35 protein-coding genes are annotated in these 23,511 nt (G+C 68.0%); 33 read left to right on the forward strand and 2 right to left on the reverse strand.

Annotated elements, in window-relative coordinates; genetic code table 11:
* The first annotated feature begins 45 nt into the window (after positions 1-45).
* From J7E94_RS04830 to J7E94_RS04870, 9 genes are all read left to right on the forward strand, one after another.
* Positions 46-417, forward strand: a complete 372-nt coding sequence (locus J7E94_RS04830) for a hypothetical protein (protein WP_215012603.1) — start codon at positions 46-48, stop codon at positions 415-417.
* Positions 414-599: a hypothetical protein gene (locus J7E94_RS04835; RefSeq protein ID WP_215012605.1), complete on the forward strand. Its 186-nt coding sequence runs from the start codon at positions 414-416 to the stop codon at positions 597-599. Before J7E94_RS04830 ends, J7E94_RS04835 begins: the two co-directional genes overlap by 4 nt.
* 376 nt (positions 600-975) lie before the next feature.
* Positions 976-1,728 (forward strand): site-specific DNA-methyltransferase, encoded by a 753-nt coding sequence (locus tag J7E94_RS04840; RefSeq protein WP_215012607.1) that lies wholly within the window; start codon positions 976-978, stop codon positions 1,726-1,728.
* A gap of 48 nt (positions 1,729-1,776) precedes the next feature.
* Positions 1,777-2,010: a hypothetical protein gene (locus J7E94_RS04845; protein WP_215012609.1), complete on the forward strand. Its 234-nt coding sequence runs from the start codon at positions 1,777-1,779 to the stop codon at positions 2,008-2,010.
* Positions 2,011-2,082: 72 nt separating this feature from the next.
* On the forward strand, positions 2,083-2,277 hold the full coding sequence (locus J7E94_RS04850) for a hypothetical protein (RefSeq protein ID WP_215012611.1): 195 nt from the start codon (positions 2,083-2,085) through the stop codon (positions 2,275-2,277).
* Positions 2,274-2,660: a DUF2493 domain-containing protein gene (locus J7E94_RS04855; RefSeq protein ID WP_215012613.1), complete on the forward strand. Its 387-nt coding sequence runs from the start codon at positions 2,274-2,276 to the stop codon at positions 2,658-2,660. The genes J7E94_RS04850 and J7E94_RS04855 overlap by 4 nt, the downstream gene beginning before the upstream one ends.
* Positions 2,657-2,854, forward strand: coding sequence for a hypothetical protein (locus J7E94_RS04860; protein ID WP_215012616.1), 198 nt, complete (start codon positions 2,657-2,659; stop codon positions 2,852-2,854). Before J7E94_RS04855 ends, J7E94_RS04860 begins: the two co-directional genes overlap by 4 nt.
* On the forward strand, positions 2,851-3,348 hold the full coding sequence (locus J7E94_RS04865; protein WP_215012618.1) for a hypothetical protein: 498 nt from the start codon (positions 2,851-2,853) through the stop codon (positions 3,346-3,348). Before J7E94_RS04860 ends, J7E94_RS04865 begins: the two co-directional genes overlap by 4 nt.
* A 92-nt stretch (positions 3,349-3,440) precedes the next feature.
* Positions 3,441-4,046, forward strand: coding sequence for a hypothetical protein (locus J7E94_RS04870; RefSeq protein ID WP_215012620.1), 606 nt, complete (start codon positions 3,441-3,443; stop codon positions 4,044-4,046).
* A gap of 48 nt (positions 4,047-4,094) precedes the next feature.
* Here the strand turns inward: J7E94_RS04870 and J7E94_RS04875 are convergent, their stop codons facing one another.
* Positions 4,095-4,859, reverse strand: a complete 765-nt coding sequence (locus J7E94_RS04875) for a GntR family transcriptional regulator (RefSeq protein WP_215012622.1) — start codon at positions 4,857-4,859, stop codon at positions 4,095-4,097.
* A 274-nt stretch (positions 4,860-5,133) separates the two neighbouring features.
* On the opposite strand from J7E94_RS04875, the gene J7E94_RS04880 reads away from it, so the two are divergent.
* The 13 genes from J7E94_RS04880 (at position 5,134) to J7E94_RS04935 (ending at position 12,446) form a co-directional block, all read left to right on the forward strand.
* Positions 5,134-5,358, forward strand: a complete 225-nt coding sequence (locus tag J7E94_RS04880) for a helix-turn-helix domain-containing protein (RefSeq protein ID WP_215012625.1) — start codon at positions 5,134-5,136, stop codon at positions 5,356-5,358.
* On the forward strand, positions 5,355-5,729 hold the full coding sequence (locus J7E94_RS04885; RefSeq protein ID WP_215012627.1) for a hypothetical protein: 375 nt from the start codon (positions 5,355-5,357) through the stop codon (positions 5,727-5,729). The genes J7E94_RS04880 and J7E94_RS04885 overlap by 4 nt, the downstream gene beginning before the upstream one ends.
* A 203-nt stretch (positions 5,730-5,932) precedes the next feature.
* On the forward strand, positions 5,933-6,151 hold the full coding sequence (locus J7E94_RS04890) for a hypothetical protein (protein ID WP_215012628.1): 219 nt from the start codon (positions 5,933-5,935) through the stop codon (positions 6,149-6,151).
* A gap of 134 nt (positions 6,152-6,285) precedes the next feature.
* Entirely contained in the window at positions 6,286-6,408 is a 123-nt protein-coding gene (locus J7E94_RS35320) for a hypothetical protein (protein ID WP_285440709.1), read from the forward strand.
* 35 nt (positions 6,409-6,443) lie between these two features.
* Positions 6,444-6,677, forward strand: coding sequence for a hypothetical protein (locus J7E94_RS04895; protein WP_215012629.1), 234 nt, complete (start codon positions 6,444-6,446; stop codon positions 6,675-6,677).
* Entirely contained in the window at positions 6,674-7,183 is a 510-nt protein-coding gene (locus J7E94_RS04900; protein ID WP_215012630.1) for a hypothetical protein, read from the forward strand. The genes J7E94_RS04895 and J7E94_RS04900 overlap by 4 nt, the downstream gene beginning before the upstream one ends.
* Before the next feature lie 78 nt (positions 7,184-7,261).
* On the forward strand, positions 7,262-7,456 hold the full coding sequence (locus J7E94_RS04905; protein ID WP_215012631.1) for a hypothetical protein: 195 nt from the start codon (positions 7,262-7,264) through the stop codon (positions 7,454-7,456).
* Between the two features lie 92 nt (positions 7,457-7,548).
* Positions 7,549-7,863, forward strand: coding sequence for a hypothetical protein (locus tag J7E94_RS04910; RefSeq protein WP_215012632.1), 315 nt, complete (start codon positions 7,549-7,551; stop codon positions 7,861-7,863).
* The gene (locus J7E94_RS04915; protein ID WP_215012633.1) at positions 7,860-8,057 is read left to right on the forward strand and encodes a hypothetical protein; all 198 of its coding nucleotides are present in this window, start codon (positions 7,860-7,862) and stop codon (positions 8,055-8,057) included. The genes J7E94_RS04910 and J7E94_RS04915 overlap by 4 nt, the downstream gene beginning before the upstream one ends.
* Positions 8,058-8,076: 19 nt before the next feature.
* Complete coding sequence (locus J7E94_RS04920) at positions 8,077-9,255, forward strand: hypothetical protein (RefSeq protein ID WP_215012635.1); 1,179 nt, start codon at positions 8,077-8,079, stop codon at positions 9,253-9,255.
* Between the two features lie 55 nt (positions 9,256-9,310).
* Positions 9,311-11,323 carry a hypothetical protein gene (locus J7E94_RS04925; RefSeq protein ID WP_215012637.1) on the forward strand — a complete coding sequence of 671 codons (2,013 nt, stop codon included), beginning with the start codon at positions 9,311-9,313 and terminating at the stop codon, positions 11,321-11,323.
* A 182-nt stretch (positions 11,324-11,505) separates the two neighbouring features.
* Positions 11,506-11,952, forward strand: coding sequence for a hypothetical protein (locus J7E94_RS04930; protein ID WP_215012639.1), 447 nt, complete (start codon positions 11,506-11,508; stop codon positions 11,950-11,952).
* A 2-nt stretch (positions 11,953-11,954) separates the two neighbouring features.
* The gene (locus J7E94_RS04935; RefSeq protein ID WP_215012641.1) at positions 11,955-12,446 is read left to right on the forward strand and encodes a hypothetical protein; all 492 of its coding nucleotides are present in this window, start codon (positions 11,955-11,957) and stop codon (positions 12,444-12,446) included.
* A gap of 245 nt (positions 12,447-12,691) precedes the next feature.
* On the opposite strand, the gene J7E94_RS04940 is transcribed toward J7E94_RS04935, so the two are convergent.
* Positions 12,692-13,000, reverse strand: a complete 309-nt coding sequence (locus J7E94_RS04940; protein WP_215012643.1) for a DUF6221 family protein — start codon at positions 12,998-13,000, stop codon at positions 12,692-12,694.
* A gap of 152 nt (positions 13,001-13,152) precedes the next feature.
* Here J7E94_RS04940 and J7E94_RS04945 point away from each other — a divergent pair, with 152 nt between their 5' ends.
* The 11 genes from J7E94_RS04945 to J7E94_RS04995 all read left to right on the forward strand — a co-directional run bounded on the left by J7E94_RS04945 (position 13,153) and on the right by J7E94_RS04995 (position 23,501).
* A complete protein-coding gene (locus J7E94_RS04945) occupies positions 13,153-13,398 on the forward strand; it encodes a hypothetical protein (protein WP_215012645.1) in 246 nt (81 codons plus the stop codon).
* 71 nt (positions 13,399-13,469) lie between these two features.
* Complete coding sequence (locus tag J7E94_RS04950) at positions 13,470-13,847, forward strand: hypothetical protein (protein WP_215012646.1); 378 nt, start codon at positions 13,470-13,472, stop codon at positions 13,845-13,847.
* A 46-nt stretch (positions 13,848-13,893) separates the two neighbouring features.
* Positions 13,894-16,032 (forward strand): GDSL-type esterase/lipase family protein, encoded by a 2,139-nt coding sequence (locus tag J7E94_RS35325; RefSeq protein WP_215012647.1) that lies wholly within the window; start codon positions 13,894-13,896, stop codon positions 16,030-16,032.
* Between the two features lie 264 nt (positions 16,033-16,296).
* Positions 16,297-16,557 (forward strand): HNH endonuclease, encoded by a 261-nt coding sequence (locus tag J7E94_RS04960; RefSeq protein ID WP_251056148.1) that lies wholly within the window; start codon positions 16,297-16,299, stop codon positions 16,555-16,557.
* Positions 16,558-16,649: 92 nt separating this feature from the next.
* Positions 16,650-17,105 carry a phage terminase small subunit P27 family gene (locus J7E94_RS04965; RefSeq protein WP_215012649.1) on the forward strand — a complete coding sequence of 152 codons (456 nt, stop codon included), beginning with the start codon at positions 16,650-16,652 and terminating at the stop codon, positions 17,103-17,105.
* Positions 17,074-18,816 (forward strand): terminase large subunit, encoded by a 1,743-nt coding sequence (locus J7E94_RS04970; protein ID WP_215012650.1) that lies wholly within the window; start codon positions 17,074-17,076, stop codon positions 18,814-18,816. The genes J7E94_RS04965 and J7E94_RS04970 overlap by 32 nt, the downstream gene beginning before the upstream one ends.
* Positions 18,817-18,826: 10 nt before the next feature.
* Positions 18,827-19,162 carry a hypothetical protein gene (locus J7E94_RS04975; RefSeq protein ID WP_215012651.1) on the forward strand — a complete coding sequence of 112 codons (336 nt, stop codon included), beginning with the start codon at positions 18,827-18,829 and terminating at the stop codon, positions 19,160-19,162.
* Positions 19,162-19,374 (forward strand): hypothetical protein, encoded by a 213-nt coding sequence (locus J7E94_RS04980; RefSeq protein WP_215012653.1) that lies wholly within the window; start codon positions 19,162-19,164, stop codon positions 19,372-19,374. Before J7E94_RS04975 ends, J7E94_RS04980 begins: the two co-directional genes overlap by 1 nt.
* Position 19,375: 1 nt before the next feature.
* Positions 19,376-21,328, forward strand: coding sequence for a phage portal protein (locus tag J7E94_RS04985; RefSeq protein WP_308344568.1), 1,953 nt, complete (start codon positions 19,376-19,378; stop codon positions 21,326-21,328).
* Between the two features lie 2 nt (positions 21,329-21,330).
* Positions 21,331-22,170, forward strand: coding sequence for an HK97 family phage prohead protease (locus J7E94_RS04990; RefSeq protein WP_215012657.1), 840 nt, complete (start codon positions 21,331-21,333; stop codon positions 22,168-22,170).
* Between the two features lie 8 nt (positions 22,171-22,178).
* Positions 22,179-23,501, forward strand: a complete 1,323-nt coding sequence (locus tag J7E94_RS04995) for a phage major capsid protein (protein ID WP_215012659.1) — start codon at positions 22,179-22,181, stop codon at positions 23,499-23,501.
* Positions 23,502-23,511: the final 10 nt, after the last annotated feature.

Below are 23,511 nucleotides of genomic sequence, written 5' to 3' on the forward strand. Positions count from 1 at the left end.
AGCGAGGGCGTCCGCACCGAAAGCCTCTCACGAACGGAGAACCCAATGGGAATCGACTTCAGCCACGGCGAAGCCCAGTGGTCATACAGCGGCTTCGCTCAGTTCCGTACAGCCATTGCCACCCGCGAGGGCATCGACCTCAATCAGATGTACGGCTACGGAGGTGAGCGCTCCTGGGACACCATCACCTCGCCGCTCCGGCCACTGCTCGACCACTCCGACTGCGACGGCAACCTCAGCCCTGCCGACTGCACGGCCATCGCTTCCCACCTCCACACCGTCGTGGAAGAACTCTGGCCCGCCACGCTCCAGCAGGACGACGACCCCATCGGTACGTACCACCGCCAGGCCGGCCTCGCCCTCGCCGACGGCATGGAGCAGGCCGCGGAGGCCGACGAGCCGCTGGAGTTCATGTGACCGCCCCACACCCGATGCGGCTGGCCACCACCGTCCGGACCGCCGACATCCTCCGCCGCTGCTACCCCGGCCAGCCCCCAGCCGACGTCCTCGAGCGGGCCCTGCTCCTCCTCGCCACCGCCGACGGCCACCTCGACGCCACCGGCACCCCCATCCCCGACCGCTACCGGAGGCAGACATGAGCGGCCCGCCCCGGATGCCCCTGACCCGACCGCAGGCCGCCGCCCTTGAAGCCGCAGCCGACGGGGCAACCCTCACCGTCGTCGCCCTCCGCATCGGACGCCCCCGCCCATGGGTAGCCGCCCGCCTCTCAGAGGCCTACAAGCGGCTCGATGTCGCCTGGATGGACCGTCACGAACGACGAGCCGCAGCAGTCCGCGTAGCCCGCAAGCGGGGGCTGATACCGCCAGCAGCCGCCACAACAAGCCCCAGAAAGCCGCAGGGGCCCACCTCCCGACCGAACTAGCAGCGTGCGTGGTCCAGTTCATTCGGATCGCAGAACGCCCCTCAGAGCCCCGCACAGGCAGTCCGCCAAACCAGCAGCCCGAAAGGCCCGACATGACCCTCACGCCCTACTACGACGACGGGACTGTGCAGCTCTACCACGGCGACATGCGGGAGGTACTTCCGGCGCTGAGCGTCAAAGCCGACCTGATCTGCACGGATCCTCCATACCAGGAAACCGCTCTCGCCTGGGACCGGTGGCCCGACGGCTGGCCCGCCCTCGCCGCGGACGTCACCTCGTCCATGTGGTGCTTCGGCTCGATGCGGATGTTCCTCGACCGACGCCACGACTTCGACGGCTGGAAGCTCAGCCAGGACATCGTCTGGGAGAAGCAGTCGGGTAGCGGCTTTGCCGCTGACCGGTTCAAACGGGTCCACGAGATGGCGACGCACTGGTACCGCGGCGACTGGAAGTCCGTGCATCACGACACCCCGCGCGTGAAGGTCTTCGATCCGAGCGACAGATACGAACGGCAAAGCGTCACTGCGGGCCTAGATCACACGGGGAAGATCGGACCGCACAACCACGTGCGCGACGGCAGCAGATTGACCCGATCCGTGATCAAGATTCGCAACATGCATGGCCGAGCCCTGCACCCCACCGAAAAGCCGCTCGGGATTTTGGATCCGCTGATCCGCTACGCCTGCCCGCCCGGCGGCCTGGTCGTCGACGTTTTCGCTGGCTCCGGCAGCACGTTGGACGCCGCCCGGCAGGCAGGCCGCCGCGCCATCGGCATCGAAGCGTCCGAGGCGTATTGCGAGACCACCGCCCGCCGGCTGTCCGCGCTCACCCTGCCCGCCGCCTGATCCCGCGGCCGGTTCGTCCGGCCTCGCGCACACCGAAGGAGACCCGCCGTGACCCAGCCCCCGCCCCACACACCCCTCATCCTCAACACCGGCCCCATCAACTGCGTCGAGCGCGAGTGCCCCGAGTACCACACTGCCGACGGCTACTACGACCCGACCATCGAGCGCTGCTCGCACGTCGCCACCACAGTCGTCTGCGGCCTGTGCTCCGTCGAGTCGGATCACGGCTTCTACGACGAGACGACGCCGTGGCCCTGCCCCGATGTAGCCCCGTCCGCCTGACCCGCCCCGGTGGCCGGCCCGCACCAATCGGGCCGGCCCCCACCCAGCATCCACCGACCCCAGGAGGCACCGATGACCGCACAGCCCGAACCCGAACTCCTCGCCTGCGCCGACCAGCGGAGCGGCTGGATGTGCACTCTCCTCGCCGGACCCCACCCTGAGTCGAAGCACTGGGACCAGGAGGCCGGCCGGTGGTGGGCGCAGAGCCACGAACCGCCGTACAGCAACCGCACGGCCGACCTCGCCAGCGACGGGAGCAGCCGATGACCGAGCAGCCAGCCACCCGCCGGATCCTCGTCACCGGATCACGCAACTGGACCGACATCGGCACCATCCGCCGCGCCCTCGACGAGGCCTACGCTTTCACCCCCGCTGACCACGAATTCGTCCTCGCACACGGCGGCTGTCCCACCGGCGCCGACGCCATTGCCCACGCCTGGGCCGACCGCACCGGCGTCACCATCGACATCTTCATCGCCGATTGGGCCAACCACGGCAAGGCGGCCGGCCCGCGCCGAAACGCCCGCATGGTCGCCGAGGGAGCCGACCTGTGCCTCAGCTTCATCCGCAACGGCAGCCGCGGCGCCTCGCACACCGTCGCCCTCGCCCGCCGAGCCGGGATCCCCGTCCGCACGTGGACCTCGCCGTGACTGGCCAGCTGGAGCTGTGGTCGGAGCCCTGCGACACCGCCCCGCCCGAGTGGACCGACGACCAGCTCGCCGAATGGCTCCAGTCCCGCCACCGGCCCATCAGCGGCGACCACGGACGGCCGCCGGGCAGGCCCGACGCCTGGCGGCTGTTCAAGCCCGTCACCGACGTACAGACGCAAGGAGACCTGCTGTGAACACCACCCCGGACGGCTGCACCGCCGCCTGCGCGGAGCAGCACACCTACAGACTCGACACCTGCGCACTCGCTGGAACCGAGATTGACGAAGGCGCCGTCGACCCGTCCTGGTCGGTGCACTGCCCGAAGTGCCAGGCCCTGCCAGGCCAGCCTTGCCGCCGCGCCAATGGCACGGTGGCCGTGGTCCAGCATGACCGGCGCTGGCAGCTCTTCGACGCAGCCGACGACCAAGGCGCCCGCTGGACCGAGAAGCCCGCCGCCGGCTATTGCCCGCACTGCGGACGCGGCGACGCCGGACCCACCGCCGACGAGTACGACCAGCAGCGGCAGCAGACCGAGGCCGCCAAGCGAAGCGCCATCCGCCTCCAGACCCGCATCGACGCCGTCCGCGAGTGGGCTCGCTGCAACCTCGAGGGCGACCAGCTGACCGCCCTCCTCAGTCGACTCCGCGGTGATCAGCCCACCCTCGACCTCCCGGAGCGACGACCGTGACCGCCGACAAGCTCCACGCCGCGATAGCCGCCGACTGCCCCCACCGCCCCACCACCTGACCGACCGCACCGCCGCACAAGGAGCACGCTGTGATGGAGACCCCGCAGTCCTGGCCCTGCCCCCTCTGCCTCAGGCCCAGCCGAGACACCGTCCACGCCAGCTGCCGCGAACACGTCTACGAAGACCTCGCCGAACTCCCCGCCCTGTACCGGCAGCTCGCCGAAGCCCTCCAGCCCAGCCGGCGGGGCGACCAGGGCCGCGGTGGCACCCGCACCGCGCCCATCCCGTGCAGCCTCGACGCACTAGACCTCAGGGCGCGCGGCGGAATCCAGGGCGTCCTCACAAGCTGGGAAGACGACATCAGGAACCTCCTCGACTGGGAGCTCCGGCCCTTCCGCGGCAGCATCGAACAGGACGTCGACGGATCGGCCGCCTTCCTGCAGAACCAGCTCGCCTGGATCTGCGACAGCCACCCCGCCGCCAAGGAATTCGGCGACGAGCTCAGGCAGATAGCCGGCCAGGCCAGGCGACTCGTCACCGGTGAACGGCCGCCCCGCCGGATCCCCGTTGCCTGCCCCTGCGGAACCGTCCTCCGCATCACTCTCGACACCCCAGGCGCGCGGTGCCCTGGATGCGAGACGCAGTACGGGCACGCCGAGGTGCTGCAACTGCCGCACGCGGAGAGGACCGCGGCATGACGAAGCCCCCGCCGCCTCACGGCGGCGGGGGCTCACGTGCGTCCGGGGTCAGCTCTGCTCGGCCGGCGGGATCGGGATCGTGTACGAGAGCGCGTATCGATGCGCGGCAACCACGATGTCACACGTCTCGACCGGGAGGTCATCGACGTAGTACGTGCGCGTCACGACGATGACCGGCACGCCCGGCGGGAGACTGAGGCCCTCGGCCTCCTGTGGGCGGGGTGCGCGGGCGGTGACTTCCTCGATCACCTTGGTGATGTGCAGCCCGATGAGGTCGAAGCGAGGCACGACGCCGGTGACAGGACTGGCTTCGGGATGTTCGATCGGCGTACCGCCGGTGAGTGCGAGCGGCTCATACGAGATCGCCATCTTGATCACGTCGGTGTCAGCAAAGTACTTGTACGTGGTCCGCATGACTTCGGCGCCGGGCTCGATCGCTAGACGTTCGGCGATGGCCTTGGTTGCTGCGGTTCGTCGCGTCGTTGCGTCCCATTCGGATCGCCGCCCGCTGGCCTCCGTCGCCGCCTGCACAGGGGAGCCGGTGGGCCGCTTGCCGTAGAGGTCGCCCGAGATCCGCTTCTCTAGCCGCCGCTGCTCGCGGACGAACGTTCCTCTTCCCTGCTGTTTGACGATCAGCCCCTCATTCTGAAGGGCCTCTATCGCGCCGCGGACCACGATGCGCGAGACGCCGTACTCGGCCATCAGAACGGCCTCGGTGGGCAGCTGATCCTCAGCCTGCAGGGCGCCGTCGTGGATCTGCTGCCTGATGTCGTCGGCGATCTGCTGGTAAGCCGGCTTGCCCTGATGCGCCACTTTGTCCCTTCCTGGTTATTGGTCACAACAAGTGAACCATGGGACTGACCTGCGCGACCACAGCGGATTTGGTGACGACACGCTCACGCTCTTGCGTCTGGACCGACATTCGTCATAACCTTTAGCCATCGGCAGCTTCGACAGAAGCCGCAAGTTCTGCAATGCCCTGGAACGCGCAAAGGCCCCAGCAGGGTGATCCCGGTGCTACCAACACCGGGCCCGCCAGGGCCAGCGCATCAGAGATTGGGTCTCAGAGATGCAGCACGAGCGTACCGTGCCTGCCCCCAAAAAGGGACAGGACAACCCCCTCCACGTCAAGGTCATCGCCGACGCGCTGCGCCTCGACCGAGCCACCATCTACCGCGAGATCACCGCCGGCCGTCTCCCCTCCTACCGAGTCGGCTCCGGCCGCGGAACGATCCGCGTCAGCCGAGCCGCCTTCATGCAGTACCTCGACGACCGGGGCATCCCGGCGAGCGAGCTGGCGGTGGCGCTGTGAACACCACCCCGCCCCGCCTCGCCCCGGCTGTGGTCCGTGGCCAGCAGATCCTGATCCAGTGCCCGTCCTGGTGCACCATCGATCACGTCGCCCACGCCGAAGGGTTCCTTGAGGACGTGTGGCACTGCGGGGACTACGCCGACCTGATGGCGCCCCGCATGGGCAAGGACCCCGAGCTGGCTCTGTTCGCCCGGCTGGGGATCGACCCCTACGCCTCGGAGCCGGCCCGGCGCAAGCCGTTCGTCACCGTCGATGACGGCGGCGAGGGCTACTACATGACGCCCGACATGGCCGACGAGTTCGCCGAGAACCTCACCGCCTTTGCGGAGAAGATCCGCGCCATGGCCCGGTCCGCCCGCGACGCCGCCTGATGGCCGCCTCCGCCCAGTCGGGCCACAGCATCGTCGACCAGCCAGCCACGCCGGCCGCCTGCGCTGCCGATTACAGGCCGCCGGCTCAGGCCGCGCAGGCGCAGGCCGACGCCCGCAACAACGTCGGCGCCCTCGGCACCGGCCAGCAGCACACCCACCGCAGCTAACCCCCCTCCCGGCACGACCAACCGAGGAGCACAGCCATGTCCCGATACCTCGAAGAGGCCGCCGAACTGCTGCGGAAATCGGTCAAGGAGACCGAAGCCACCGCAGCCCGCTCCGGCTTCCCTTCCAGCTACAACGGCGACCGGATGGCGGTTGCCCGAGAGTTCGCCACCCTCGCCGCCATCGACAAGGGCCTACTGCCCGCCGAGTTCACCGCCGACATCCTGCGCGCCATCGCCGACCGCCACCCCGCCTGACCCTCGAGGAGCACCGTCATGCCCGAGCAGCCCACCGCCGACGAGCAGCAGCCGCAGCTTCCCCCGGCGATCGAGCGCACCGAGGAGGACGGCGACTTCACCGTCACCTTCCTCGCCATCGAAAGCCGCCAGTCATGAGCCGCCGCTTGATCTCCTTCGCGGTCATCGTCAGCTTCGTCGCCCTGCTGCTCTGCACGCTCGCGATCTTCACAGGGCTTGCGGCACTCCTCTTCTCCGCCGCCTCAGCCATTCGCTAGCCCACCCCGCCTGACCACCGGAAGGAACCACCGCCATGCCCAGCAACGTCACCAGCCTGACCGCCCGCCGCAGCTCGACCATCGTCGAGGACGCCCTCGCCTCCATCCACGCCGGCGCCATCGCCGATTACCTGGCCGCCTCCATGAACCGCGACTGGGACACGATGCGGATCATCCGGAAGCGGGCCGCAGCCCTCGACCTCGCCCACCCGGGCGGTCCGTCTCTCGTCGACCAGCTCGCCGGGCTCCGTACCCAGGCCGCCGCGTGATGGACGTCGTCGGCTACCGACTGCACCGTCGACACCGGGGGGCTATCGACCGCATCGAGGCCGTCGCGGACCAGGCCGTCCAGCTCGTGACACGCAAGATGCGCGAGGGTATTGATCCGCTTCGGATCGTCGTCACCGACTCGTTTGGAATCGACGACCATGTCCTTCGCAATGACGCCGCCCTCCTCGGGACGTCGAAGCGCCAGCGACTCACCAGCAAGAGCCCCGCCGGCCGGACCAGCATCAGCGAGGACGGCGTCCTTGTTGTCATCAACGCCGAGCGCTGCCCCGCCGACGAGAACCTGGACGTCGTCCTGGTCCACGAACTTGTGCACGCGGCGCAGCTGTCCCGGCCGGGTGCCCGCGAAGAGAAGTTGCGGCATCTCCGCAACAACCACGGCGTCGAGAAGCTGACCCGGCTCGAAGCGTGGGGCGCGAACTGGCGGATTAGTGCGGACGAACGTGAAGCCGGCCGCCTGGAGTACCTCGCCTCGAAGCTCCGCTGACCGGTTGCCCGATCCGCCCGACAGGTGCGGGCGGTGAGGGGAGCCCGGGACAGTCCCGGCCCAGGGAGGGAATGAGACATGCCGTTCGTAGTGAAGAAATTCGGTCAAGGGCGCGTGCAGGTGGTGTCCCGCAGCCAGGGGTTCGGCGTCGAATGCCGCACCTGTGGCGCCAGTCGTGACTACCGCTCCAACCCCATCGCCGAGCAGATCGCCCTCATGCACGCCATGCGCCGCGATGCCAGCGATCGCTGCCTGCCGCTCGCAGCCGGCTGACCGGTAGCCCTCGCCGCCCGTCTCGCACGGGCGGCCTGGAGATCCGGCCAGCACCACCCCACCACCTCACCCGCCTGAAAGGCAGCTTCGCCATGGGCATCAACATCTCGCACGGCTCCAACCCCTGGGGTCAGGAACGCCTCTCGTACACGTCGCACGCCAACCTCGGCAAGCAGATCGCCCACGTCCTGACCAGCAGTGACTGGCGGAAGATCCAGCACCTGTTTACCGGCCGCCTCCCCGACGACCTGCTCATCAGCCCCGCCCAGGCCGGCCAGATCGCAGACGTGTTCGCCAAGGCAGCCCAGCACCCGAAGATGCCCCGCGACTGGGCAGACACCGTCCGCCGTTGGTCCGCCGCTGGCTACCGCGCCAGCCAGAACGGCGAGCCCTGGAGCTGGTCATGAGCGCCGGCCTGCTCGCCAGCATCGCGAAGGCCCGCGTCTTCTGCCTCTTCGCCGGCTTCGCCTGGCTGTTCGGGGTCACACCGTCGGCCCCCACCCGAGTCCTGATCTTCGCGCTCGTCGCGGCGGCCTTCGCAGTCGACGTCCTCCTCGACGGCCACCGCATCACACCCACCCGCCACCGAACACCTGCCTGAACCAAGAAAGGACCCCGCCGTGAGCAGCGACTGGTACGAGCAGCGCCGCAAAGATGAGGACGCCAAGGCTGCCCGGGAACTGGCCGCCAAGGCTGCCGCAGCCCAATTGGCCCGCGAGGAAGAACGCAAGAGCCGTGAGGAGCAGCGGGCGGTCAAGCTCCAGACTCGGAAAGACAAGGCGCAGCGTCGCCGTGACCGAGCATCTAAGCGTCAGCGTGATCTCGCTCCTGGGAGCGTCTACCGGCGAGGGACCTTGGCCCTGGTGGGTTTCAGCATCACCGCCAGCCTTCCCGCTCAGATCATCCACTTCGTGTCGATCCACTGGATGCTCTTCCCGATCGGCCCCGCCCTGGAAGGGTCCGCCTGGATCTTGGCCGCTGGTGTCGCCTACGCCGACGAGAAGCGCCTCGCCCTTTGGGTCCGTTGGGTGCTGCGCGCCTTGTCGATGTCGGCAGCCTCCTACGCCGCTTTGATCAACTACCAGTACGGCCAGGGTCTCGTCAGTCACGGACTCACCGCCGGCCAGACGCAGACCGCAGCCATGGGCCTTGCAGCCGTCACCCTCGGAGGCCCGCTCTTCTTCGAAGTCCGTCAGTGGGTCCTCACCCTTACCGCCGCCGTCGGTAACGCGAGGCATCGGCTTGAGAAGAAGGCCCGCGCTCGCCACGAGAAGGCGCGACGTGAGGAGTTCAAGGAGGTGACCGATCGCGCCAAGGCGCTCCTGCTTGCCGCACCCTACGGCGCCCTGTCGAAGGAAGAGGCGTTCACCCGCGCATGGTGGGACATCCAGGGCGCGCCTCCCGGGGTTACCGCCGACGTGATTGCCGACCGGCTTCAGGCTGAGGCGGACGTCGCCGCAGTTCTCGCAGAGGCGGAACGAACCCCTGAGCGGCTCGCCGTTGAGTTCCTCTTGGCCGACTTGTTCGGCTCGGAGGTAGGTGTTCCCGGCAAGCCCTCCAAGGGCGCACCTCAGGGCCGTACAGCCCTTGGGGGTAAAGGGAACGGACCGGTTCTGCGTTCGTCCGACGAGGACGCCTTGAAGCCCCTCGCGGAAGCTGATCTGGCCAAGGTGCGAAAGCTCGCCGATGCGCTTGGCGGACCTGACCGACTCTCCGCCCGCAACGTGCGTGAAGCAGTCGGATGCCGCAACGCCTACGCCCTCCGTCTTCGCGACGCAGTCCAGTCCGAGCAGCAGTAGCCCCCGATCAGGAGAGAGGAGATCGACCGTGACCACCGCCGCCCAACACCCGCGCTTGACCGCTGTCCCACCGCTGCCCGTCGAGGCGCCGGCCCCGCTCGAGGGTGTCGTCGTACCGACCGAGAAGCCCGCTGCCGAAGGCGTCCTGGCACGGGCCATCGACCACGCAGCAGAGCACCGGCTGTACGCGCCGCTCGCCAGCCGCGGCTACCGGCGCCTCGCAGCCCGGTGGCTCGACCGGTACCACGACGACTACCCCCACATGATCGGCACCGCCCGTCAGGCCATCGCCGCCACAGATGACGTCGGCGAGCAGCAGGCCCTCAAGGCCGTCGTCACCGAGCTCCGCGCCAACTCCCGCCGACACCGCATCATCCACTCCACCAAGACCGGCATGTGGGCCACGACCGCGGCGACCGCCACCACCGCCGGAACCCTGTCCGGCGGGCTGTGGGTCACCGCGCTCACCGCGCTCGGCGCCTACCTGTACGGCATCCGCCACGGCGTCGGTGACGAACCCCGCCACCCTACGATCGCCCTCCCCGCCCAGTTCCTGGAGCAGGCCATCAGCCAGGCCAACCGCGCCGCCGACGAGCCCGAGCTCCGGGGGGCCCTTGCCCAGCTCGGTTTCCCCAACATCACCATCGTCGCCAACCCGCCTGCCAACCCCGACGGCACCCGCACCATCACCTTCGACCTCGGCGGCACCGGCACCGTTACCGACCTCCGGAAGAGGACCGAAGGCCTCGCTGCCGCACTTGGCCGCGACGTCACCATGGTCGACATCGACAAGGTCCCCGGCCTAGCCGGACGCGCCAGCCTTTGGACGGCAGACAGCGACCCCTTCCAAGCGGCACGACCCTCGCCCCTGCTCCTGCAGCACGGCCCTATCGACTCGTGGAAGGACGGCATCCCCGTCGCATTCGGTAAGCGCGGCAACACGATCAAGCTGCCGCTCATGAACCAGAACACGCTCGTGGGCGGCATGAGCCGCTCCGGCAAGGGCGTCGGCGCATCCAACCTGATCGTCGGCGCGACCATGGACCCGTGGGTCAACCTGCGGATCGTGGCTGGCAAGCACAACGGAGAGTGGGACCCCTACGCGCGGGCCGGCGTCGCATCTACCTACTTCAAGCCCAGCCCTGAACGCCTCCTCGTCCTATTGCAGGGACTGCTGGCCGACAAGGACCGGCGCGAACGCGGCCTCGGAAAGCAGGGTAAATCCAAGCTGATCCACGGCCTCATCGGCGCCATCGGCGGTATTGAGTTGCTCGTCATCGACGAATTGGCCACCTACACCCGCCCCGGCAAGCCACTCCGCGACGAGATCCTTTCCGCCCTCGAAGAGCTGTCCGCAGTCGCGCTCGGCGCCGGCATCCTCATGGTGCTGATCACCCAATATCCGGAAGTCGATGTACTGCCGCAGGGGCTCGCGATGAACTGCGGCACCAAGTGGGCGATGCGCGTCGACAACGCCACCCAGTCCAACGCCATCCTCGGCGCGGGCTCCGCCGGGGCCGGCCGAGACGCCTCCAAGTTCGACCCGCCGCGGCCCGGCCTCGGCTGGCTCGTCAACCCCTTCGCCGACGTGACTGACCTCGCCCGCTCCTTCGACCTCGACGAGGACGAACGCGGGGAGATCGGCCTGCTCCTCCAGCGGGCCGTCGAGGTCCGTCGAGCAGCAGGCCGGCTCGTCGGGCAGTGGGACGACCCCATCGAGAAATACCTTCTCAACGCCACCAACCTGTCCTCGGCTGCCGGCGGCCCGAAGAGTGATGGCGTACCTGGGCGGTCGGTCGCCAACCTGACGATCGAGCAGCGCGTTCAGCGGGACGCCCTTCGCGGGGCCCTGATGGCCATGGACCAGCTCGGCCGGTCCGAGGCTCAGCTTGACGAGATGGCGCCCCTCATCGGCGAGACACTCACGCCTGAGGGCCTCGGGGCTCTCCTCAGGGCTGGCGGGGCAGGCGGCACCGTCAAGGTCACCGTCCCCCACAAGGAAGGCCGTGTGAACGGCTACCGGCGGGCGGACCTCGAAGACGCGCTGAAGTTCCTCGACGGGGCCTGACAACCCCCGGACAACACCCAGATCATCCCGGTATATCCGCCGGTCAGAGGGCGGACAGCACCCGGACGCACCCCGGACCTGTCCGCCCCGCGTCCACCTGCCTGTCCGGGGGACAAATCGCCGCAAATTGGGACTGTGTCCGCCCCGCCAACTATCGCAAACCGACCACGAAGGAGAACGCCATGAAGAGCTGGACCACCCGCCGCCGTGGAGACGAGAAGGATCTCAACCGCTGGCTGCGCAAGGGCAAGACCGTCTACATCGTCCGCACCCCCGAATACGCCGGGCGCTCCGCCCTTTGGAGCCACGCCCGCTACTGGGTCGCCCACACCTGCACCGGGCAGCACCCCCTCCTTGGCGGCTGGATCTTCGACAAGTCACCCACAACCACCGTCAGCGACCTCTTCGCGCTGGGAGACGGAACCATCCACGACAGCGTCCCCCGCGGCATCCCGCACGTCTCCGACCCCGGCCCCGACTGCCGCGACGAAGGCCTCTACGGGATCGGCCGCGGCCAGGAGTTCAAGGGCAACATCCACGACGGCATCGAGGAGATGGAGCGCCTGGGCGCCGAAGCGAAGGACCGGGCCAAGGAAGACAAGAAGGCCGGCCGCAGGAGCTGGTGGTAGAGATGCCGACGACCACCCTCACCCCCGTCGCAAAGGAGGTGGCCGCACCACTCACCCTCGATGACCGGCTCGCCCTCCGCGCCCTCGCCATGGACGACCGGCTCGACACCGCCTCCGCCGACCACGCGATCCGGACCGCCCACATCGACATCCCCGTCGTCTCACCGGGCCCGCCGATCCTCCCCGCCTGGCAGCCCCAGCACACCAGCCCCGTCGCCCAAGTCCTTGAGCGAGCCGGCCACCTCATCGCCGAGGCAGGCTGGTCCCGGCACTACCTGCGAGAGACGAGCGGCGCCCTCTGCGCCATCGGAGCGATACGCGAGGCAGCCCGCGGCCTCGGACTCGCCGAGCAAGCCACCTCCACGCTCATGGAGCAGATCCTCGCCGAATGCCCCGACCACCTGTCCATCGGCGCCTGGAATACGGCACAGTCCGGGCCGGCGCCCGTGATCCGCATGCTCGGCCAGGCGGCCCGCGAAGCCGACCGGCACTGACTTACCCGCGGCCCTGGCCTTCACCGGCCGGGGCCGCCTGCGTTGACACCGCACGCGCGATCCAGCCGAAGCCGTGCCGGTCAGACGGCGCCATCGTCGGCCGGGCACCCAACAGCTGGCACAAGCGGTCAAGCTCCTGCTGACACAGTTCCCGCGTCCGACCGCGGACCATGTACGAGACGTCAGAGACCCCCATGCGCACAGTGTCCCGCGCACGGGGGTCTCGGCGTTACGGAACGGGCAGGTTACGCCTGATCGGGCGCCCACTCCGGCCGGTAACCCGGATGCGCCGTGTACTCGAAGGCCATAAGACGCATTTGCAGCTCAGCAAGGCGACCTACGCGCCCCTCCACCCAGAGGTACGGATGGACGGTCTCCTCGAACAGTCGGATCTTGGCCTCAACCGCAGTCACCATCTCCTGTGCATGGGCCGTTGCCCGCTCGGGCTGGAGATTCAGCGCGCCAGCGTTCCGGGCCAGCACTCCCGCGGTCGACCGGACACGTTCCCGCTCATCGGCGAGGCGGGCACGGAGGAACTGCACGAGGTCATCCATGGCCAGAGCATCGCAGCCATCCGGCCGGAAGTCGCCTTCCTTGACTGGCTGATCATCGGTATGTCACAGTGACCTCGGCGTGGAACTGGTGTGCCCGCCTTCAGCTAAGCCCCCAGCAGTCGCCGGGGGCTTTTGTCGTTCCTGGGGGTGCCATGAGCCTCTACGACCTGTACGCCCACGACCTCGTCTTCGAGCACGAAGCAACCGAAGCGACTGGCGTCCCGGGAACCGTCATTCGCAAGTGGGCCAGTCGCGGCAAGATCCGGCGGTTCCCCGGTCGGTCTGCCGAATTCGCCGGCACCGGGCACGAGCGCATCGTCATGTACGCCCTCCCCGAGATCCGTGAACGGGCCGCCACCTACCGGCCCATGCCGCAACGGAATCCCAAAGCCGCCTGACCCGAAGCCCTGCGGCGCGGGCCAGAATCGGTCAGCATGAGGCACCCAGAACCGCGACCCAAGAGGTGCCCATGTTCGGCAGCAAGAAGACGCCCGAAGAGAAAGCGGCAGCCGCCCGAAACAGCAAGATCCGAGGCGCAGCCGCAGCAGCCGGCGTCACCATGTTCGGCGGGAAATTCCGGTCCCCCAATCAGATGGACGTGCCAGTCGAGGGCGCGAAGATAACGCTGGAGCGCGGCGAAGAAGCCAAGGCCCGCATCACCGCTACCCGGGTTGCCCTCACCGGGATCTTCGCCCTCTTCCTGAAGAAAGACATGACGCAGCTCTTCATCACCATCGAAGGTGCGGGCGGCGAGGTCCTCGTACAGCCTGTGCCGGCCAGCAAGGAACCCCAGGCCCGGATCTTCGCGACGCTCGTCAACGGCGAGGCCACCACACCCGGCGAGTAGCCCACCAGCCGCACGGCGCGGCGGATCTACCTCGAGGAGGTCCGCCATGCCGCTGCCCGACGGAGTCCAGACAGTCACCGTCACCGACACGCGTCAGCACCCCGACGGCGGGCCCATGCGCGGCAAGGTCATCTTTCGGCCGCGCGTCCGCACCGTCACGTCGACGGAACACGGCCTGATCGTCATGGGTGACGCCGTCGCCGAGTGGGTGAACGGCGCTCTCAGTGTCGAGCTGCTGGCCAGCGACGCCAGCGGCTTCACCCCCACCGGCTGGACCTACCAGGTCATCGAGCGTCCCTACGATGCGGCCAGCGACAGCTACGACATCCTCCTTGCCGCCAGCCTCGGGCCGTCGGTCGAGCTCTCCACGCTTGCGCCGACTAGCCCGGAGCAGGGCGAATACGTCACCGTCCAAGGCCCAGCAGGCCCCGCAGGACCTACCGGACCCCAAGGACTGACAGGTGCCACCGGCCCGTCGGGACCCGCAGGACCGACGGGCCCTGCCGGGGCTGACGGCGCCGATGGATCAAACGCCGACGCCGAGGCCTACACCGACGCAGCCATCGCTACTGAAGTCGCCAGAGCCGACGCGGCCTACGAGACACCCGCCGGCGCCACCGCGAAAATCGGGGCGCACGCCGCAGCCAGCGACCCACACGGAGATCGCACTTGGGCGAACGGCCAGTTCTACCAGCTCGCCTCAGGTAACACCCTGGACGGCAATCTCAGTGCCGCGGTCACCCGGATCGCTGCCATCGAGAACGGCACGGCCTTCCTTGCAGGCATGAACACGACCGCGCCCGCGAGGGTGATCAACACCGACCTGCGGGTCGAAGGCACAGGCGGAATCATCCGACACCGTCTCGACGGGGCCGCCAACACCGTGGGCTTCCACGGAGCCACGCCTGTCGCGCGGCAGACCATCAGCGGATCCCGCGCCGATGGGACCGCGCTCGCCGGCCTCATGACTGCCCTCGGCAACCTGGGGCTGATCACCAACAGCAGCAGCGTCGGCATCATCAACCAGTGGCGCCGCAGACACCTACCCGACCCGGTCATGGCTGAAAGCCTCTACAGCGGCGCCGCACCCTCAATCAGCACCGCCCAGACGACCACCCCTACCGCTGGCTACATCAAGTACGCCCCTGCTGGCGTAGCCCTCTCTGGCTCCGATGTCACCGCCCCGTTCACCTACGCCGGTGCCGGGAACTTCCAAATCGGAACCGTCAGCCCTGACACGAACTACGTGCTGCCGCTGTCTAAGTACCCGAACACCTACGCCAGTGGGCAAGGCGTGTGGTCCGTGGAGTTCGGCACGGATGCGGCAATCTTTCAGGTCCGCATGAAGTACATCAGCGCGGCGACGATGTACCGGCTCACCATCGACGGGCGTAAAGTCACCGACCTGATGCAGAGCAGTGGGGGCATCACCCCTGGCTCCGGTCACCTCATCACCATCGACTTGGGGTCTGCCGCCCCGCGGCGCATCAGGCTCGACTTCTCCACGTTCCCCTTCGGCGGTGTGTACATCCCTCCCACAGCCACTCTTTGGGGCGTACCGCTTCAAGGCGGGCGGTTCATGACCTTCACCGACAGCCTCGGAGATGGCTCAAGCCAGAACGCCGGCGCAGGTTGCGGAACTTGGGTTGACAGGGTTGGACGACTCTTTGGGGCCACCGATGTCTGGCGGCAAGGACGCGGTGGCACTGGTTACATAACCGCTGGCAGCTACGCCACCTTGGGCGATCGAGTCAATGCAGATGTCATCGGATGGAGCCCGGACAGGCTCGTCATCTGGGCGGGCTACAACGACAACGCGGGCAGTCAAAGCGCCATCGCCTCGGCCGCGGCCAGTCTGTACTCCACAATCCGGACCGGGCTTCCTTCCTGCGAGGTCTACGTAATCGGCTGCTGGTCACCCTCCGGGAGTCCAGCGATGTCCATCCAGAACACCGATGCGACACTCCGGACAACAGCCGCCGCTGCGGGCTTTCCGTTTGTCAGCCCACTCACAGGCAGCTGCTACAACGCCTCAGGAAGCCTGGTAGCCACCCACGGAGCATGGATCACCAGCGGCAACGCCGCCGGATACATCGGAGGCGACGGGGTCCACCCCAACGACGCCGGGCACATCTATCTCTCCCGGCGTATCGCGGCAGCCACCCGGGAGCTCATGCCTGCATAGCCCCCAGGGAGAGATGCCCCCCTGCTTGCCCCCCCGGGGCCCCCTCCCCCTCGACCCTTTGGGGGAGAGTCGGAGCACGCTTTCACGGCGTGGCCAAAGCACCCAGACGGCTCGCCCCAGAGGGAGGTGGACCCCATGCCGATGTCTCCACCCACCAGATGCGGAACCGTCGGATGTGCCGAGCTCGCCACCAACCGGGGCCGATGTGAAGAACATCAGCCGCCAGCCTGGGCCAACAGAGCACGCAAGCAGGACCGCTACGGGATGAGCTCGGGCACCATGCGCTCACTCAAGAAGCGCGTCACGGCTCGAGACAACGACAGCTGCTACGTCTGCGGTCGAGAGCGGCAAGACGACGAGATCTTCGACCTCGAACACATCAGGCCGATCAGCCAAGGCGGATCAGCCAGAGACATGGACAACCTCGGCCTGATCTGCCCTGAGGACCACGCCATCAAGTCCAAGGCCGAAGCCGCCCAAGCCAACCGATCAAGAGCCGGAAGGAACCGCAGGCCAGAGGGGTAGGGGAGTCCAAATCCCTGACTTGATCGCCTGGGGGCCCGCCGCGGTCAGTGAAAAACACCCGGACTCAGATCCTGGGATAGGGGGTCTTGATCATGGCCCGTACAGCTCAGCCCGCCGCCCTCAAGCTCCTCAAGGGCCAGGGCCCCGGCAAGGACTCGGGCGGCCGGGAGGTTAACCCCGGTCCAGCTTTCCGGCGCATCGCCCCGGAGCCTCCGGACTGGCTTTCCGCCGAGGCCGCGGCCGAGTGGCGGCGCGTGGTGCCCGGCCTGCAGCGCCTGGACATCCTGAAGCAGGAGGACCGCGCGGTCCTGGCCGCGTACTGCGAGACGTGGGCAACGTTCGTGGACGCGATCCGCCAGCAGCACAGCGAGGGCCTGACCATTGAGGCGAGGCAGGGCACTCTCGCGCACCCGGCTGTGGGCATCGCCCGGGCTGCTGGCCGTGAGCTTCGGTCTTTCGCCGCCCACTTCGGCCTGACCCCTTCGTCGGAGCAGGCCCTCGCGAGGGGGGCCGACGATGGCAACGAGGACGACAACCCGTTCGCGTAAGCGGGCGCCGGCGGGCGTGGATCTGGAGCGACTGCGGCTGTCCCCGGAAGTCGCCTGGTACCTCGAGGACCGCGGTTTCCCCATCCCGGACTGCCCGCCGCTGATCCAGACGCCTTCGCCGGGCGAGGCACCGGGCGCGGTCTTCGATCCGGTCCGGGTGGACAGGGTCATCCAGTCCTTCAGCTTGCTGCGTCACACCCAGGGCCAATGGGCGGGCCAGCCGCTGAAGCCCGACCCGTGGCAGGTCGCTTACATCCTGGCGCCGGTCTTCGGCTGGGTCCGCTGGGACCAGGACTCGGAGTCCTACGTCCGGGTCGTTCGTGAGCTGTATGTGGACGTGCCCCGCAAGAACGGCAAGTCGACGCTGGCCGGCGGCCTCGCCATCTACATGACCTGCGCGGACGGCGAGCAAGGCGCCCAGGTCATCACTGCGGCGACGACGAAGGAGCAGGCCGGATTCGTCTTCGAGCCGGTGAAGAAGCTCGCGGAGGCGGCGCCCGCACTGAAGAAGCACGTCCTGCCCCTCAAGGACAAGATCCTCCACAAGAGGTCCGGCTCGTACTTCAAGCCGATCGCCTCGGTGGCTGGCGCCCAGCACGGCGCTAACATCCATTGCGCGATCGTCGATGAGCTCCACGAGCACAAGACGCCCGAGCTGGTGGAGACCATTGAGACGGGCACTGGTTCGCGTCGGCAGCCGCTTGTCGTCATCATCACGACGGCCGACTCCGGCAAGCGGGAATCGGTGTATGACCGCAAGCGCAAGCGGGTCGAGCAGCTGGCCCGCCGGGTTTTCGCGGCTCCTTCGGTGTACGGCGTGGTGTGGGCTGCCGAGCGGGACGACGATCCGCACGTTGAGGCGACCTGGCGGAAGGCGAACCCCGGTTACGGGGTGTCTCCGACCCGCTCCTACCTGCAGGCTAAGTCCGACGAGGCGAAGCAGAGCCCCGCGGACCTGGCGAAGTTCCTGCGGCTGCACCTCGGCCGTCGGACTAAGCAGGAGACGAAGTTCCTCACTATCGAGTCCTGGAACGCGAACGCCGGGATGGTCGACGAGTCGAAGCTGGCCGGCCGGGAGGCCTACGGCGGCCTCGACCTGGCTGCGACCAGCGACCTTTGTGCCCTGTGCTGGCTGTTCCCGGACGATGAGAACGGCGGCTTCGATGCCCTGTGGCGGCTGTGGACGCCGGAGGACAACGTCGCCGTGCTGGATCAGCGAACGGCGGGCGCGGCCAGTGTCTGGGTCCGTGAGGGCCTTCTCGTGACCACTCCCGGCAACGTGGCCGACTACGACTACATCCAGCTTCAGATCGAGCGGGACCTGAACGCCTTCGATGTCCGCAGCATCGGCTTCGACCCGTGGTCGGCAGTCCCCTTGACGAACAAGCTTGCCGAGTCGGAGGCGCCGATGGTGAAGGTCCGACAGGGCTTCATCACGATGAGCCCGCCCTTGAAGGAGCTGCAGCGGCTCTTGCTGAAGGGGACTCCAGAGGTGCCGCAGCTTCGGCACGGCGGCAACCCGGCGGTGACGTGGATGGTCGACAACCTGGCCGTGGCGATGGACCCGGCAGGCAACGTGAAACCGGACAAGGCCCGAAGCGCAGAGAAGATCGACGCCGTGTCTGCCCTGGTGACCGCACTGTCCGAAGCGATGACCCGCGAAGCCCCTGTAAAGAGCGCCTACGACGACGGTGACCTGATGGTCCTGTGAAGGAGTTGCGATGCGTGAGGCGTACTTCGGCATCCAGGTCGACCCTGACGGGGTCACGCACCACGTTGCCGTCGTCTCACTGCATTCGCCATCCCAGTACCAGGTGTTGACTTTTGCCATTCATGGCTCGCGTGAGACCGAGTTCGTTGTTCGCCGCTCGCCAGACCGCCAGCATTCAGCCGCGATTGATCCCTGGTTCGGTTATGGCCTCGCGGAGCGGCTAACCAGATCAGGTGTACCAGCGAAGGTCGTGCGATTGGCATCCTCATCGCTCGTTGGCGCGGCGGACGACCGGGCTGTCGCGTTGGCCCTGCATCTTGCCAATCAAGTGCATGGGAGTGGCTGATGTTCTGGTGGCGTCGTACCGCCCTGCGCAAGCGGGTGGTGGTGAACCTGTCCGATAAGGCCTTCGCTGGAGTCCTGTGGGCGAAGCGTGGCCCGCTTCTGGTCCTGCGGGACGCCGTACTGATGCAGCACGGGGCAGCGGACACGCCCATGGATGGCGAGGTCGTCATCGAGCGAGCCCGGGTCGAGTTCATTCAGGTGGCGGGAGGCTGACGTGACGTTTGTCGTCTCCCAGGGGCAGCTTTCCGGCGTTGCCGTGGCCCCGTCCCTGGCCTTCCCTGCTTACGTACAGCTGGCCGCGGACGTCTATCAGGAGTACGGACACCTGTACCGGCGTCAGCCCCAGATTCGCACGGTGGTTTCCTTCCTGGCCAGGAACATTGCCCAGCTCGGGCTGCATTCCTACCGGCGGGTTTCCGACACGGACCGGGAGCGCCTCACGGATCACAGCCTGCCGCGGATTCTCGCCGCTCCGGGGGCGAAGCTCACCCGGTACCGGCTGATCGAGCGGCTGGTGTCGGACATCGGCATCTACGACAAGGCCTTCTGGGTCAAGGTCCGCATGGACTCCGGCGAACTGCTCGGGGTAATCCCCGTTCCGCCATCGCGGATGGAGATCAAAGGCGACAACTGGCTGGAGCCGGAGAAATTCGTCGTTCACGGCTCCAAGGGCGACCTCGAGCTGGATCCCGACCAGGTCGTGTACTTCCACGGCTACGACCCTGAAGACCTGCGGCACGGGTCCTCTCCTATTGAGTCGCTTCGTTCGCTGTTGGCCGAGGAGTTCGAGGCGACCCGCTCCCGCGAGCAGATGTGGCGCAATGGCGGGCGCATGTCGGGCGTCCTGAAACGGCCTGCCGATGCGCCTAAGTGGGACCCGACGACCAAGGCCCGCTTCGGCGAGTCCTGGAAGGCGTACACGGCCGGGGGAGGGAAGGCGGGCGGGACCCCGATCCTCGAAGACGGCATGGAGTACGAGCAGATCGCCCTCGACCCGGCTAAGGCCCAGTACATCGAGGCTCGCAAACTCACCCGCGAGGAGGTTGCGGCGGCGTACCACATCCCGCTGCCGATGGTCGGGATCCTCGACAATGCGACCTTCTCCAACATCAAGGAACAGCATCAGCATCTCTACCAGGACACGCTCGGCCCCTGGCTGACGATGATCCAGGAAGAGATAGGGCTGCAGCTGATTCCGGACCTGCCCGCCTCCGACGACGTATACGTCGAGTTCAACCTGCAGGAAAAGCTCCGCGGCTCCTTCGAGGAGCAGGCGAGCCAGCTGCAGACCGCGGTCGGCGCCCCGTGGCTGCTGCGGAACGAGGCCAGGGCGAGGATGAACCTCCCGGCGATCGACGGCGGCGATCAACTGATCACTCCGCTGAATGTTCTGGTGGGCGACATGGCCTCGCCGACCGACACGGCCCCGGAACCGGACACGCTCCCAAAAGCGCGTGGCCGCCTGGTGCTGATGAAGGCAGCGCCGGAGCGGCCCGACTTCGGGGACTTCGACGAGGAGCGTGACGCGTTCACGGCCTCGCTCGAGCGGTGGACGAAGCGCCAGTTCGCCGCTTTGGAATCCCGGGCCGGCGGTAAGGCGGGCGGCATGCCGGACCTGTTGGCCTGGTGGGACGAGGGGTCCGAGGATCGGCTGGCAGAGCTGGCCTCGCTGATATCTGAGCACGGCTACCGGATCGCCCAGCTAGCGGCCTGGGGGGTCCTGTCCGACTTCAACCCGGAGGCGGATGGCTGGGACCCCGAGGTGATGCTGCCCTGGCTGCTGGCCGCAGCGGAAACCCACGCCTCACAGCACGAGGACGCTGGCCGGGAGTCTGTGGCTGCGGTGGACGAGGAGGGTGACGGGTGGCAGGCCAACCTGCGGCATGCCGGCGAGGTGTGGGCCTCGGCGGCCACGGTGCGCGCCCTCACCGCGTCCACGGAAGCGCGCGGGTTCGGATCCCACGACGCGGCAGGCGCGTCCGGCCTCAAGAAGAAGGTCTGGCGCACCGGCGGCACAAACCCTCGCGCATCCCACCGCGCCCAGGACGGCGAGTCCGTCAGCCTCGACGACGTCTTCTCCAACGGCCTTCGCTGGCCCGGCGACGGTGCGGGTGAGGCTAAGGAAACAGCGAACTGCAAATGCCGTCTCGACTACGCAACGGAGTGACGATGCGGATCAAGAGCTGCCCCGTGCGCATCAAGGCGGCGGGCGAAAACGAAGGGACCGAGGAGGGGGTGTTCGAGGCGATCGTTGCCGCGTACAACCTCGACTCGGTCGGAGACAAGATCACGCCGGGTGCGTTCGCCGAGACCCTCGCCGCCTGGAAGTCGACTGGTGATCCGATCCCGGTCCTCTGGTCGCACATGTCGCACGATCCCGAATACCACATCGGGGAGGTGCTAGAGGCGGAGGAGCGCCCGGAGGGGCTGTGGGTGAAGGCCCGTATCGACCTCGACGAGGGCTCCAAGGCGGCCCGCGTGTACAAGCTGCTGAAAGGTCGCCGCGTAACCCAGTTCTCCTTCGCCTATGACGTCGAGGAGGGCGCGTGGGTCGACCAGAAGGACGGCGAGGGCTACTACGAGCTGCGCAAGCTCAAGCTCTACGAGGTCGGCCCCACGCTGATCGGAGCGAACCAGGCCACCGAGCTGCTGGACGTGAAGTCCGCCGACGGCGCCACGATGCGCATCGCCGTCGAAGGCGCCTCTGCGGCGCAAACCGAAGAGCTTCGCCAGGCCCTGACGGGGGCGATGGCGGCGAAGGCTGGGCGCACGCTCAGCCAGAAGAACGAGGAGCGCGTGAAGGACATCGCCCGCCTCGCCAAAGAGTTGCTGGACTCCCTGTCTTCCAGCACAGATGACGACGAGAAGGCCACGCCGACTCCGCCCGAGCAGTCCTCGCCGCAGAAGCCTGCGGCCAAGGAGACTCCGGCCGGTCCGAGCCCCGCCTCGCTCCGTCAGCTCGCCGACCTCGAAGCCCTTGAGGCCGAGGTCTCCACGCTCACGGGATGAGGAACCCCATGCCTGTTAAGACTGACGAGCTCACTGAGGAGCTCAAGCACCACCTGGTGGCCGCTCGCGAGATCGCGGCCAAGGCCGAGGCTGACAATGACCGCGACTTCACCGACGCCGAGCGCGCTCAGGTTGCCGAGCACATGGCCAAGGCCAAGGAAGCCAAGGAGGGCCTGGAGAAGGCCAAGGCGACCAACACCATGCGACAGGCCCTCGCCGATCTCGGCGACGGCGTCGAGCTCAACGAGAAGTCCGGCGAGCGCCGTACCCCGTCCGGTCTGGTGGTGCCGACAACCGGTAAGTCTCTTGGTGAACACTTCACCGAGTCCGCGGAGTACGCCGGCCTCATGTCCCAGGCTCCGCGCGGCGGCTTCGGCGCGAAGAGCCGGGTGCAGTCCCTGCCGGTCGGCTACAAGTCTCTCGTGACGGGCACCTCCGACACGTCCGCTGGCGCCTGGGTGACCAATGACTACTTGGGACAGCGGGTAGGCCTGGACCTGTTCCAGCGCCCCCTGCGCCTGCGGGACGTCGTCACCAACGGCACCACCACCAGCGACACGGTCGAGTATGTCCGCATCACTTCGACCACGAACAACGCCGCCCCGGTGGCCGAGGCAACCAGCTCGGCCGCCCCGACCGCCCCGGCTTCCGTGCCCGGCGCCCTGGTGAACAACGCGGGCGGCGGCTACAAGCCCGAGAGCGCCCTGGCGGCGGCGAAGGTCACCACGCCGGTACGTACAATCGCCCACTGGATTCCGATCACGAAGCGGGCTCTGTCGGACGCCTCTCAGATCCGCACCCTCATCGACTCCTTCCTGCGCTACGGCCTCGAGGAGGAGCTGGAGGACCAGATGATCGCCGGGGATGGCACCGGCGAGAACTTCGACGGGCTCGGCAACGTCTCGGGCGTCCAGGCCCAGGCCTGGGACACCAACGCCCTGACGACCCTGCGCAAGGCGAAGACGAAGGTCCGAACGGTCGGCCGCAGCGTCGCCAACGCGTACCTCCTGAACCCCGCCGACCTCGAGACGGTCGACCTCCTGCAGGACAACGAGGGACGCTTCTACTTCGGCGGCCCGGCTGGCGTCGGCTCAGCCTCCGTGCTGTGGGGCCTGCCGGTCATCGAAACCGAGGCTGTGCCCGCAGGCACCGGCTACGTCGGGGACTTCCGCAAGGCGATCCTCTGGGACCGCGAGCAGGCTTCCATCACGGTCACCGACTCCCACGCGGACTTCTTCATCCGCAACCTCGTGGCCATCCTCGCGGAGATGCGTGCGGCCTTCGGGATCCTGCAGCCGTCCGCCTTCGTCGAGGTCGACCTGACCGCCTGAGGAGGCTGAC

Origin of the sequence: Streptomyces sp. ISL-94, from assembly GCF_018614075.1 — a bacterium.
Lineage (GTDB): Bacteria > Actinomycetota > Actinomycetes > Streptomycetales > Streptomycetaceae > Streptomyces.

Bases quoted from the DNA above. Each gene is read 5' to 3' on its own strand.
- J7E94_RS04915 (WP_215012633.1), top strand. From the start codon at position 7,860: ATGAGCGCCGGCCTGCTCGCCAGCATCGCGAAGGCCCGCGTCTTCTGC.
- J7E94_RS04840 (WP_215012607.1), top strand. From the start codon at position 976: ATGACCCTCACGCCCTACTACGACGACGGGACTGTGCAGCTCTACCAC.
- J7E94_RS35325 (WP_215012647.1), top strand. From the start codon at position 13,894: ATGCCGCTGCCCGACGGAGTCCAGACAGTCACCGTCACCGACACGCGT.
- J7E94_RS04855 (WP_215012613.1), top strand. From the start codon at position 2,274: ATGACCGAGCAGCCAGCCACCCGCCGGATCCTCGTCACCGGATCACGC.
- J7E94_RS04990 (WP_215012657.1), top strand. From the start codon at position 21,331: ATGCGGATCAAGAGCTGCCCCGTGCGCATCAAGGCGGCGGGCGAAAAC.
- J7E94_RS04830 (WP_215012603.1), top strand. From the start codon at position 46: ATGGGAATCGACTTCAGCCACGGCGAAGCCCAGTGGTCATACAGCGGC.
- J7E94_RS04950 (WP_215012646.1), top strand. From the start codon at position 13,470: ATGTTCGGCAGCAAGAAGACGCCCGAAGAGAAAGCGGCAGCCGCCCGA.
- J7E94_RS04910 (WP_215012632.1), top strand. From the start codon at position 7,549: ATGGGCATCAACATCTCGCACGGCTCCAACCCCTGGGGTCAGGAACGC.
- J7E94_RS04975 (WP_215012651.1), top strand. From the start codon at position 18,827: ATGCGTGAGGCGTACTTCGGCATCCAGGTCGACCCTGACGGGGTCACG.
- J7E94_RS04930 (WP_215012639.1), top strand. From the start codon at position 11,506: ATGAAGAGCTGGACCACCCGCCGCCGTGGAGACGAGAAGGATCTCAAC.
- J7E94_RS35320 (WP_285440709.1), top strand. From the start codon at position 6,286: ATGAGCCGCCGCTTGATCTCCTTCGCGGTCATCGTCAGCTTCGTCGCC.
- J7E94_RS04980 (WP_215012653.1), top strand. From the start codon at position 19,162: ATGTTCTGGTGGCGTCGTACCGCCCTGCGCAAGCGGGTGGTGGTGAAC.
- J7E94_RS04940 (WP_215012643.1), bottom strand. From the start codon at position 13,000: ATGGATGACCTCGTGCAGTTCCTCCGTGCCCGCCTCGCCGATGAGCGG.
- J7E94_RS04895 (WP_215012629.1), top strand. From the start codon at position 6,444: ATGCCCAGCAACGTCACCAGCCTGACCGCCCGCCGCAGCTCGACCATC.
- J7E94_RS04870 (WP_215012620.1), top strand. From the start codon at position 3,441: ATGGAGACCCCGCAGTCCTGGCCCTGCCCCCTCTGCCTCAGGCCCAGC.
- J7E94_RS04995 (WP_215012659.1), top strand. From the start codon at position 22,179: ATGCCTGTTAAGACTGACGAGCTCACTGAGGAGCTCAAGCACCACCTG.
- J7E94_RS04965 (WP_215012649.1), top strand. From the start codon at position 16,650: ATGGCCCGTACAGCTCAGCCCGCCGCCCTCAAGCTCCTCAAGGGCCAG.
- J7E94_RS04960 (WP_251056148.1), top strand. From the start codon at position 16,297: ATGAGCTCGGGCACCATGCGCTCACTCAAGAAGCGCGTCACGGCTCGA.
- J7E94_RS04850 (WP_215012611.1), top strand. From the start codon at position 2,083: ATGACCGCACAGCCCGAACCCGAACTCCTCGCCTGCGCCGACCAGCGG.
- J7E94_RS04890 (WP_215012628.1), top strand. From the start codon at position 5,933: ATGTCCCGATACCTCGAAGAGGCCGCCGAACTGCTGCGGAAATCGGTC.
- J7E94_RS04970 (WP_215012650.1), top strand. From the start codon at position 17,074: ATGGCAACGAGGACGACAACCCGTTCGCGTAAGCGGGCGCCGGCGGGC.
- J7E94_RS04935 (WP_215012641.1), top strand. From the start codon at position 11,955: ATGCCGACGACCACCCTCACCCCCGTCGCAAAGGAGGTGGCCGCACCA.
- J7E94_RS04945 (WP_215012645.1), top strand. From the start codon at position 13,153: ATGAGCCTCTACGACCTGTACGCCCACGACCTCGTCTTCGAGCACGAA.
- J7E94_RS04905 (WP_215012631.1), top strand. From the start codon at position 7,262: ATGCCGTTCGTAGTGAAGAAATTCGGTCAAGGGCGCGTGCAGGTGGTG.